Here is a 9,519-nt window from a genome sequence, read left to right on the forward strand (position 1 = left end):
TTTTTCAACGGCCTGTTAAAAGGAATTGTCTTGTTATTCGATGTCGACGGCAGCCGCCCTCATTCGATGCGATTCCTGGTCGTTGCGGAATACCAGCGGAGCCCAGGACGAGGTTGCACTTTCCGCCCGACGCACGATGTTGACCACCTGTTCATGCTGCGGGGATTTGCTGCAGACCGGATCGGCGGCGGCCGCGTCGCCGCTCATCAGATAGGCCTGGCAGCGGCAGCCGCCGAAGTCCTTGGCCTTCTCGTCGCAGCTGCGGCAGGGCTCCTGCATCCAGTCGTGGCCGCGGAAGGCGTTGAAGGCGCCGCTGTCGCGCCAGATCTCGCGCAGCGGCTGGCTCCTGACATTGGGCAGCTGCAGGCCGGGCAGGTTGCCGGCGTTGTGGCAGGGCATGGCGGTGCCGTCGGGCGCGATCGACAGGAAGACCTTGCCCCAGCCGTTCATGCAGGCCTTGGGCCGCTGCTCGAAGTAGTCGGGCACGACGAACAGCAGGCGGCAGCGGTTGCCGATCTGCTCGCGGTAGCGCTTGACGACCGCCTCGGCCGCCTCGAGCTCGGCGCGCGTGGGCAGCAGCTGCTCGCGGTTGACCAGCGCCCAGCCGTAGTACTGGGTGTTGGCAAGCTCGAGGTACTCGGCGCCCAGCGCCAGCGCCATCTCGATGATCTTGTCGACATGGGGCAGGTTGTGCTTGTGCAGCACGCAGTTGAGCACCATCGGCCAGTCGTGCGCCTTGATCAGCTCGGCGACGCGCTTTTTCAGCTCGAAGGTCCGGGTGTGGGTCAGGAAGTCGTTGAGCTCGCGCGTCGAGTCCTGGAACGAGAGCTGCACATGGTCGAGCCCGGCCTGTTTCAGCGCGCGCGCGCGCCGCTCGGTCAGGCCGACGCCCGAGGTGATCAGGTTGGTGTAGTAGCCGAGCCGGTGCGCCTCGGCGACGAGTTCTTCCAGGTCGTCGCGCAACAGCGGCTCGCCACCCGAGAAACCGAGCTGGGCCGCGCCGAGCGCGCGCGCCTGGGTCAGCACGTCGACCCACTCGCGCGTGCTGAGCTCGGGCTGGAAGCGGGTGTAGTCGGTCGGGTTGTAGCAGAAGACGCAGTGCAGCGGGCAGCGGTAGGTCAGCTCGGCGAGCAGCCACAGCGGCGGGCCGGGCGGTGCCGCCGCCGGAATCGCTTCAGTCGATCCAGCCACGGCTCTGTCCTTCCTGCAGCAGCGCCACGACCTGGGGCCGGATGCCATCGACCTGGAACAGCGCCTGCAGCTCGGCCACGATGTCGTCGAGCTGGCGGCGGCCGTCGCAGCGGCGCAGGATCTCGGCCGCACTCTGGTTGAGCTGCACCATGCCCTCGGGGTAGAGCAGCACCCAGGCGTCCTGCGCGCGCTCGAACTGGAGCCGGAACAGGCGCGACAGGCGCGGGCATTGCGGCAGCGCGGGAATCAGGGTTTCAGTCATGGCAGCAGGCCTTCTCGATCGCGTCGAGCATGCTCCAGAGCACGTCGAGCTTGAACTGCAGGATGTCGAGCGCACGCTGCTGCGCCGGCCGAGTAGTGAAATGGTCGAGCGTGACCTGCAGGCCATGCTCGACGTCGCGCGTCGCCAGCGGGATGCGGCTGCGGAAATACTGCAGGCCGTCGGCCTCGATCCAGGGGTAATGCGTGGGCCAGGTCGCGAGCCGGTCCTTGTGGATCTGCGGCGCGAACATCTCGGTCAGCGACGAGCAGACCGCCTCCTGCCACGGCGCCTGGCGCGCGAAGTTGACATAGGCATCGCAGGCGAAGCGCACGCCGGGCACGACGAGATCGAGCGACCAGAGCGCGTCGCGCGACAGGCCGACCGCCTCGCCCAGGCGGGTCCAGGCCTCGATGCCACCCGCGCTCGAGCCTTCGTAGTCGCCAAAGCCGTCGTGGTCCAGGATGCGGTCGACCCACTTGCGCCGGTGCTCGCGGTCGGGCATGTTGGCGATGATGGCGGCGTCCTTGCGCGGGATGCAGATCTGGTAGTAGAAGCGGTTGGCGACCCAGCAGCGGATCTCGTCGGGCGTGCACTGGCCGCCGTTCATGCGCAGGTTGAAGCGGTGGTGGATATGGTAGCCGGCGCCCTTGGCGCGCAGCTGGCGCTCGAATTCGGCCCGGTCCCAGGCCAGTGCTTGCGGCGGCAGGGCTGCTGTCATAGTTCGATCTCCAGGCCATCAAAGGCCACTTGGATGCCGTGCGCGGCGAGGATGGCGCGCTCGGGCGAGTCCTCGCGCAGGATGGGGTTGGTGTTGTTGATGTGGATCAGCCACTTCTGCTTGCCCGGCGGCAGGCTGTCGAGCAGCGCGATCATGCCGCCCGCTCCGCTCTGCGGCAGATGCCCCATCTCGGCCGCCGGCTTGGCTGACAGGCCCAGGCGGATCATCTCGTCCTCGGTCCAGAAGGTGCCGTCGACCAGCAGCACGTCGGCCTGCTCCATCAGCGCGCGCGTGGCGGCGTCGATCTGGCCCAGTCCGGGCGCGTAGAACAGCTTGCGGCCGCTCAGCGGGTTGTGGACCATCAGCGCGATGTTGTCGCCCGGTCGCGCCTGGCCGCGGAACGGCGAGTAAGGCGGCGGCTGGCTCGCGATCGGCACCGCATGGACCTGCAGCGGCTCCAGGAAAGGCAGGTCGAGCGGCTGGCCGTCGAGCGCGATGGGCCGCGTCTGCAGGCCGCAGTAATGGCCCAGCAGTCGCGTGAGCGGGAAGCCGGTGCCGATGTCGTCGAGCACCTCGGCCGTCGCGTACAAGGGCAGCGGCGCGCTGCGCTCGCGCAGCATCAGCAGTCCGGTGCAATGGTCGATCTGGGCGTCGATCAGCAGCACCGCCGCGATGCCGCTGTCGCGGATCTGGCGCGCGGGCTGCAGGCCCGGCGTCTCGCGGATCTGCTGCAGCACCTCGGGCGAGGCATTGACCAGCAGCCAGTCGCTGTCATTGGCGCTGATCGCCACCGAGGACTGCGTGCGCGGCCGGGCAACTATGGTGCCACGGCGCAGCCCATCGCAGTTGGGGCAGTTGCAGTTCCACTGCGGAAAGCCGCCACCGGCGGAAGATCCCAGAACGCGTAGGCGCATCGTGCTTGTCAGGGTTGGATGAATGGGGCGGGACACATCCAGCGCGACGCCGCTGTGCCCCGGGTTGCGGTTCAGCGGTTGGCGATGTACATCGTGATCTCAAAGCCAAAGCGCAGGTCGGTGAAGCTCGGTGCGGTCCATTGCATGATGTGTCTCCAGTGAAAAGGTTGTGGAAGGCTGGCACGGATCTGGCGTCGAAATGTCACAGCTGGCATGCCGACGCTGTTTGCGGTACAGCCTCCCTCCACGCAGCAACAATGATGCCAATCGGACTCCGAGCATGACCCGTGTTTACCCTGATGAGTTGTCCCGCCTGGCGCTGGCGGGCGGCCAGTCGCTGGCCTTTCACCAGCTGGGCCAGCCGGGCCGGCGCGCCTGGCTCGCGCTGCATGGCGGCCCGGGCAGCGGGGCCGGCCCGGCACTCTGGCAGGGCTTCGAGCTGCCGGCCTGCCAGCTGCTGGCGCCGGACCAGCGCGGCAGCGGCGCCAGCCGGCCGGCCGGCAGCCGCAGGGGACAGGGCCTGCCGCAGCTGATCGCCGACCTCGAGCGCCTGCGCCAGGCCCAGGGCCTGGCCAGCTGGAGCGTGCTGGGCGGCTCCTGGGGCGCGACGCTGGCGCTGATGTACGCGGCGCGGCAGCCGCAGGCGGTCGAGGCACTGGTGCTGCGCGGCAGCTTCAAGGGCAGCCGGCGCGAGGTGATCCGGCTGCTGCGGCGCTTCTGGCCCCGCTCGGGCCCGGCCCTGCCGCCGGCCCGGGGCGCTGGCAGCGGGGTCCGGCTGCGCCATTGCCGCCCGGCGCAGGCGGACGCGGTGTTGCAGCAACTGTCACAGCTGTTCCGCAACGGAACAGTTGCGCCACGCACCAGCCGGATCGCCCAGGCCTGGCAGACGATGGAACAGGCCGCCGCGCTGCATGGCGCGCGCCGGGCCTGGCTCGGCGCCACGGCCGTCGACGAAAGGAGGGAGCTGCGCCGCCACTGGCAGGCCATGGGGCCGGCGCGGTTGCAGCGCCGACTCGAGCGCCCGGAGGCGCTGCCCGCCCGGGCGCAGAAGAAACTGTGGCAGAAATACCGCATCCAGTCCCACCTGCTGGCGCGCCGCTGCGGCCTGCGCCCGGGCGACTGGGAGCGAGCCTTGCAGACCGTGGCGATGCATGGCATCGCCACGACCTGGATCCATGGCCGCCACGACCCGGTCTGCCCGCCCGGCAACAGCCTGCAGTCGCATCGCCGCCTGACGGAGCTGGCCCCGGGCGGATCGCAGCTGCGGTTGACCCGGGCCGGCCACCTGGGCCACGAGCCGGGCAATCTGCAAGCGATCCGCGCCGCGGTCCGCCATGGCTAGGACGGGGCGGCTGCGGGCCGCAGCGGCAGGCCTGGCGCTGGCCCTGTCCGGGCTGGCCAGTGCCGCCGACTGCCAGACAAGGCCCAGCCAGCACTGGCAGGGCATCGCCCCCGGGGTCTGGGTCTGGCCCGGCGCGGCCGAGGACATCGAGCCGGGCAACCGGGGCCATGTCGCGACCCAGGTGCTGATCGCGCAAGGCAGGCGCGCGACCTTGATCGACCCCGGCCCCGGCCTCACGCACGGCAGGCAGGTGATGCGCTCGGCCCGCTGCGAGCTCGGCCTCGAGATCGACCGCGTGCTCAACAGCCACGCCCATGCCGAGAACGTGCTCGGCAATGCCGCCTTCGGACCGCCAGCTGGCAGCGCCGCGATCGAGGCGACCGCGAGCACCCGGCAGTCGATGGCGCAGCGCTGCGAGAGTTGCCGCCGCGCGATCGCCGACGCCACCGCCGATCCCGCGCTGGCCCAGACGCCCATCCTGCTGCCCGCGCCCGTGTTGCAGGACGGCCAGCGCTGGCGCAGCGACTCGGGCGACTGGCTGACGCTGGAATTCCGCTCGGCGCACAGCGAAAGCGACCTGGCCTGGTGGAACGAGCGCGAGCGCCTGCTGGTCGCGCCATCCCTGCTCTACCAGGACCGGCTGCCCGAACTCGCGCAAGGCAGCCTGCAGGGCTGGATCGCGGCACTGCAGGCGCTCGATCGCCTGCAGCCCGAGCGGCTGGTGGGCAACCGGCCGATGGCGCGCGCCGGGCTCGCCGCGACCCTGGACTACCTGTGCGAGCTGGAACGCCAGGTGCTGCAGGCGCTCGAATCCGGGCTGTCGGCCACGGAAGCGATGCGCCTCGAGCGGCTGGCAAGGCAGCGGCTGGCGGGCCATGCCGAGCGGCACGGCTTCAACCTGCAGCGCGCCTGGCGCGAGCTCGAGCCACGCTGGATCCAGGGACTGCCGGCCGCCTGCCCGGCCCGGGACTGAAGGGCTCAGCCCCAGACATCCTGCGGCAGCAGCTCCTTCTTGCGGTAGATGGTGTTGCGCGAGACCCCGAGCAGCTTGGCGGCTGCTGACACATTGCCGCGGCACTGCCGCAGCGCACCGGCCATGGTATCGAGCGCGACATCCTCCATGCGCCGGCTGGCCGCGAGCGAGTGCAGCTGGGGTGGCGCCACGGGCGACTCGTGCTGCACGGCCACGGCATCAACCCCGTAGGAGGCCGCCGAAGGCTGGGGCGCACTGGCGGCCGGCGCCGACAGCGCGGCGCCGTCATTGACGCCCAGGACATGCTGGGTAGCGTGCTGCGGGGCCGGCGCCGTGTCGAGCGCAGCCCTGACCGAGGCGGCCACCGCGGCCATTTCATCGAGGAAATCGTCCGGCAGGTGCTCGGTGCGGATCACGCCCTCGCAGCCGACCAGGGCGACCGCGGTGCGCAGCACATTGTGCAGCTGGCGGAAGTTGCCCGGCCAGTGGTAGCGCCGGAACAGCGCCAGCACCTCGTCGGCGAACTCCAGCCGCTGGCCGTCCTCGCACAGGCTGTCGAGCACCTTGCGCAGCACGATGTCGAAGTCGGTCCGGTCGCGCAGTGCCGGCAGCCGCACCACCATGCCGTTGAGCCGGTAGTAGAGGTCCTCGCGGAAGCTGCCGCGCGCGATCGCGCCCTTGAGGTCGCGGTGGGTGGCGCAGACGATGGCGACATCGACCTCGTACTCCTTGCCCGAGCCGAGCGGATTGACGCAGCGTTCCTGCAGCACGCGCAGCAGGCGCGCCTGCAGCTGGGTCGGCATGTCGCCGATCTCGTCGAGGAACAGGGTGCCGCCATTGGCCTGCAGGATCTTGCCGGGCGAGCCCTTGCGCTTGGCGCCGGTGAAGGCGCCCTCCTCGTAGCCGAACAGCTCGGACTCGATCAGTGTCTCGGGAATCGAGGCGCAGTTGACCGAGACGAAGGGCTTGCCGGCGCGCGCCGAATCGTTGTGGATCGACTGCGCCAGGATGTCCTTGCCGGTGCCGGTCTCGCCCAGGATCATGATCGGGATGTCGCGGTCCAGCACCAGCTGCAGCTTGCGCACCACCTGGGCGACCTGCGGATCGCCGGTGTTGAGGTAGTTCAGGCTCGAGAGCCCACGGCGCGCAGCGGCGCGGCGGCGCTGGGTGGCCGCCTGCGCCGAGATCTGGGCAGAGGCCTCCTGCGCCGGCCTGACGAGCGGCTTTTCCCAGCGCGTGCCGGACTCCGGCTCGCTCATCGTGACCGCCAGCCCCGACTCGCCGCCGCCGATCCAGGGACTGCGCGCCCGCAGCCGCACCTGGCACCAGACCGCCACGCCGTTGCTCAGCACCAGCATGACGGGCTGGCCGTTGGCGCCGCGCAGGCGGTCGTGCAGCTGGGACATCGACAGCCCGAACAGCGACGAGAAGGTGTGCGCCTGCAGGCAATTGACGCTCTGGCCGAGCTGGAACTGCGCGCTGCGGTTGGCCGACAGGAAGCGGCCGTCCTGGCTGAACACCGCGATGCCCTCGACCAGGGTACCGAGGAACTCCTGGCGCGAATGGAAATGGATGCGCACCGCGTCGGAGAAGACGTTGGCGAACATCTGGTTCTCGATCATCTGCGCCGACATGCGCACCAAGGCCAGCGTGTGGCGGTGGTAGCTGCGCTCGTCGCCCGTCACGTCGAGCGCGCCGACCACCTTGCCGTGCGGATCGAAGATCGGCGTGCAGGAGCAGGTCAGGATCTGGTTGGCATACAGGTAATGGTCCGATCCATGGACCACCACCGGCTGCTCCTCGGTCAGCGCGGTGCCGATCGCGTTGGTGCCCTTGCTGCGCTCGGACCAGCTGACGCCGGGCGTGAGCGCGACGCGCGAGGCCTTCTCGAGGAAATCGCTGTCGCCGAGCGAGTGCAGGATCAGGCCTTCCTTGTCGGTCAGCAGCACCATGCTGTGGGTGTTGGCGATCTGCTCGTAGAGCGTTTCCATCACCGGCGCTGCATGCTGGTAGAGGAAGCGGTTCTGCTCGAGCGCGGCGTGGAACTCGGGCCTGGGTGCCAGCGAGAAGTCCGGGCAGTCACGGTGCGAGAGTCCGAAGCCCTGCGAGCGCTCGTGCGAGAGCCGGATCACGGTCTCGTGCTGGGAAATGTCGGTGGAGTAAGGCCACCCGACTCCGGGCGCACCGCCCAGGGTCGCAGATTGAATCGAGCTCATCGCTTGGGTCTCCGGTGGCGAGCTTCAGGAGCTGGCACCAGCCAGCCTGGCTCGCCTGTTTTTTCAAGGCGGCAAAGTCCGACCGCTGCGGGAAGTCGGAACTGTGGCATCGGATTGTCCTGCATATCGACGGCTACAGGTCCCAGGCAACAGGCCAGGAGACTAGGGAGATTCCCTAGCGCAGCCCGGACGGCTGGCCAGCGCCGCGAACAGCAGGGGTGTCACAGCACAAAGCAGGCCTGCTCCGTTTTGCAACAGGCATGGATCAAGGCCGTCCGGCTGCCGTCGGCGCTGGCGGGCCGGCGCGACTGGCACGCATATTGCGCTCCCCGGCTGTCCAACAAAAACAGGAGACCGCCCAATGATCCTCTCGAACCGTTTCAAGCGCCTCAAGCAGACCATGCTGGCCGGCGCGCTGGCCACGACCGCCGCCTTCGCCCTCGCCCATGGCGATGTCGTGCCGCAGTCCGTCGACACCCACACCCTGCCCCAGCTCGGCCCCAAGTGGCTCGACAGCAACCCCTACAGCAAGGGCGACGCGCACCGCGAGGCCTTGCGCATCGGCACCTCGGCCTACAACCAGAACTGCGCCCGCTGCCACGGGCTCGAGGCGATCTCGGGCGGCATCGCCCCCGACCTGCGCAAGCTCGATGGCGACTGCTCCGGCCTGGCCGATGCGGCACAGAAGGAGCTCTGCTACGCCGAGATCAGCGAATACTTCGTCGGCACCGTGCGCAAGGGCCGCACGCGCGACGGCCGCGTCTACATGCCGCCCTTCGAGGGCACGCTGTCGCAGGAGGCGATCTGGTCGATCAAGACCTACCTCGAGACCCGCCGCGCCGACTGACCCCGAGCCAGGACAAGCCATGATGGAAATGACCAGCACCCGGCGCACCCTGCTGCGCGCCGCCGCCGCAACCCTGGCAATGCCCGCGCTCGGACTGCGGGCGCAGGAACTCGAGGACCTGGACAAGGTGCGCGCCGCGGGCGTGCTCAAGGTCGCGGTCTACAAGGACAACGCGCCCTACTCCGACGGCAAGGGCAGCGAGCTGTCGGGCGTGGACGTGGCGCTGGCCCAGGGCCTGGCGCGCGAACTGGGCCTCAAGCTGCAATTGCTGCCCTTCGACGCCGGCGAGAACATGGGCGACGACCTGCGCAACATGGTCTGGCGCGGTCATTACCTGGGCTACGGCCCGGCCGACGTCATGCTGCATGTGCCGGCCGACAAGTACCTGATGCAGAAGAATCCCCAGGTGCTGATATTCGGCCCCTACTCGCGCGAGACGCTGGCGGTGTTCCACGACAAGCGCCGGCTGCCCGAGGTCAAGAGCGGCAACGATCTGGCCAGCCTGCCCCTGGGTGCCGAGCGTGGCAGCGGGGCGGCCAGCGCGCTGATCGGCTACCAGGGCGGGCTGCTGCGCAACCAGACCCGCTTCTTCGACAACGGGGTGCAGGCGGCCGATGCCGTGATCAATGGCGACATCGCGGCAGCCTACGTCAGCCGGGCCCAGGCCGAGACCGCGCTGTTCCGGCGCCAGGCCAACGCGGCATCCTTCGAGCTGAGCGAACTCGGCCTACCCGGACTGCAGGACAATGGCTGGCCGCTGGGCATGGCGACCAAGTCCAGCCACAAGGCACTGGCAGGCGCGCTCGAAGGGGCGCTCAAGCGCCTGCGCGACAAGGGCGAGCTGCTCGCGATGTTCCGCGACCAGGGCCTCACCCTGGTCGCGCCCTGACATGCCAGGAGCGCAGACATGCTGATAGGAGTACCCGCCGAGACTGTCGCGGGCGAGACGCGGGTCGCCGTGACGCCCGAGACGGCGAAGAAGCTGGTGGCGCAAGGCCACCGGGTGCTGGTGCAGGCCGGCGCCGGCCTGGCTGCCAGCGCGACCGACGCGGCCTA

General features: G+C 69.6%; 10 protein-coding genes and 1 pseudogene. 5 read left to right on the forward strand and 6 right to left on the reverse strand.

Translation table 11 applies throughout. From position 1 onward, the window contains the following. Positions 1-33 precede the first annotated feature (33 nt). The 5 genes from pqqE to pqqA form a co-directional block, all read right to left on the reverse strand. Complete coding sequence (gene pqqE / locus C6P64_RS16455) at positions 34-1,239, reverse strand: pyrroloquinoline quinone biosynthesis protein PqqE (RefSeq protein WP_105749626.1); 1,206 nt, start codon at positions 1,237-1,239, stop codon at positions 34-36. Next, on the reverse strand, positions 1,175-1,453 hold the full coding sequence (gene pqqD / locus C6P64_RS16460; RefSeq protein ID WP_105749627.1) for a pyrroloquinoline quinone biosynthesis peptide chaperone PqqD: 279 nt from the start codon (positions 1,451-1,453) through the stop codon (positions 1,175-1,177). The genes pqqE and pqqD overlap by 65 nt, the downstream gene beginning before the upstream one ends. Continuing rightward, positions 1,446-2,171, reverse strand: a complete 726-nt coding sequence (pqqC, locus tag C6P64_RS16465) for a pyrroloquinoline-quinone synthase PqqC (protein WP_105749628.1) — start codon at positions 2,169-2,171, stop codon at positions 1,446-1,448. The genes pqqD and pqqC overlap by 8 nt, the downstream gene beginning before the upstream one ends. Further along, complete coding sequence (gene pqqB, locus C6P64_RS16470; protein WP_105749629.1) at positions 2,168-3,085, reverse strand: pyrroloquinoline quinone biosynthesis protein PqqB; 918 nt, start codon at positions 3,083-3,085, stop codon at positions 2,168-2,170. Before pqqB ends, pqqC begins: the two co-directional genes overlap by 4 nt. Positions 3,086-3,156: 71 nt before the next feature. Then, positions 3,157-3,231, reverse strand: coding sequence for a pyrroloquinoline quinone precursor peptide PqqA (gene pqqA / locus C6P64_RS18285; protein ID WP_084181563.1), 75 nt, complete (start codon positions 3,229-3,231; stop codon positions 3,157-3,159). 134 nt (positions 3,232-3,365) lie between these two features. Here pqqA and C6P64_RS16480 point away from each other — a divergent pair, with 134 nt between their 5' ends. Then, positions 3,366-4,427, forward strand: a complete 1,062-nt coding sequence (locus C6P64_RS16480; protein WP_170073136.1) for an alpha/beta fold hydrolase — start codon at positions 3,366-3,368, stop codon at positions 4,425-4,427. Beyond that, entirely contained in the window at positions 4,420-5,400 is a 981-nt protein-coding gene (locus C6P64_RS16485) for an MBL fold metallo-hydrolase (RefSeq protein ID WP_105749631.1), read from the forward strand. Before C6P64_RS16480 ends, C6P64_RS16485 begins: the two co-directional genes overlap by 8 nt. A 5-nt stretch (positions 5,401-5,405) precedes the next feature. On the opposite strand, the gene C6P64_RS16490 is transcribed toward C6P64_RS16485, so the two are convergent. Continuing rightward, positions 5,406-7,616: a sigma-54-dependent Fis family transcriptional regulator gene (locus C6P64_RS16490; RefSeq protein ID WP_105749632.1), complete on the reverse strand. Its 2,211-nt coding sequence runs from the start codon at positions 7,614-7,616 to the stop codon at positions 5,406-5,408. A 400-nt stretch (positions 7,617-8,016) separates the two neighbouring features. On the opposite strand from C6P64_RS16490, the gene pedF reads away from it, so the two are divergent. The 3 genes and pseudogenes from pedF to C6P64_RS16505 all read left to right on the forward strand — a co-directional run. Further along, entirely contained in the window at positions 8,017-8,463 is a 447-nt protein-coding gene (pedF, locus tag C6P64_RS16495; protein ID WP_245911768.1) for a cytochrome c-550 PedF, read from the forward strand. A 19-nt stretch (positions 8,464-8,482) separates the two neighbouring features. Further along, positions 8,483-9,352, forward strand: a complete 870-nt coding sequence (locus tag C6P64_RS16500) for a substrate-binding periplasmic protein (RefSeq protein ID WP_105749634.1) — start codon at positions 8,483-8,485, stop codon at positions 9,350-9,352. An 18-nt stretch (positions 9,353-9,370) separates the two neighbouring features. Beyond that, a pseudogene (locus C6P64_RS16505) lies at positions 9,371-9,519 on the forward strand (NAD(P)(+) transhydrogenase (Re/Si-specific) subunit alpha); the annotation flags it as partial.

Origin of the sequence: Malikia granosa, assembly GCF_002980595.1 — a bacterium.
Taxonomy (GTDB): domain Bacteria; phylum Pseudomonadota; class Gammaproteobacteria; order Burkholderiales; family Burkholderiaceae_C; genus Malikia; species Malikia granosa.

What these genes read in the sequence shown, in the direction of transcription:
- pqqC (WP_105749628.1), bottom strand. Translation starts at nt 2,171, where the DNA reads ATGACAGCAGCCCTGCCGCCGCAAGCACTGGCCTGGGACCGGGCCGAA.
- pqqB (WP_105749629.1), bottom strand. Translation starts at nt 3,085, where the DNA reads ATGCGCCTACGCGTTCTGGGATCTTCCGCCGGTGGCGGCTTTCCGCAG.
- C6P64_RS16480 (WP_170073136.1), top strand. Translation starts at nt 3,366, where the DNA reads ATGACCCGTGTTTACCCTGATGAGTTGTCCCGCCTGGCGCTGGCGGGC.
- pqqE (WP_105749626.1), bottom strand. Translation starts at nt 1,239, where the DNA reads ATGGCATCCGGCCCCAGGTCGTGGCGCTGCTGCAGGAAGGACAGAGCC.
- C6P64_RS16490 (WP_105749632.1), bottom strand. Translation starts at nt 7,616, where the DNA reads ATGAGCTCGATTCAATCTGCGACCCTGGGCGGTGCGCCCGGAGTCGGG.
- C6P64_RS16485 (WP_105749631.1), top strand. Translation starts at nt 4,420, where the DNA reads ATGGCTAGGACGGGGCGGCTGCGGGCCGCAGCGGCAGGCCTGGCGCTG.
- C6P64_RS16500 (WP_105749634.1), top strand. Translation starts at nt 8,483, where the DNA reads ATGATGGAAATGACCAGCACCCGGCGCACCCTGCTGCGCGCCGCCGCC.
- pqqD (WP_105749627.1), bottom strand. Translation starts at nt 1,453, where the DNA reads ATGACTGAAACCCTGATTCCCGCGCTGCCGCAATGCCCGCGCCTGTCG.
- pedF (WP_245911768.1), top strand. Translation starts at nt 8,017, where the DNA reads ATGCTGGCCGGCGCGCTGGCCACGACCGCCGCCTTCGCCCTCGCCCAT.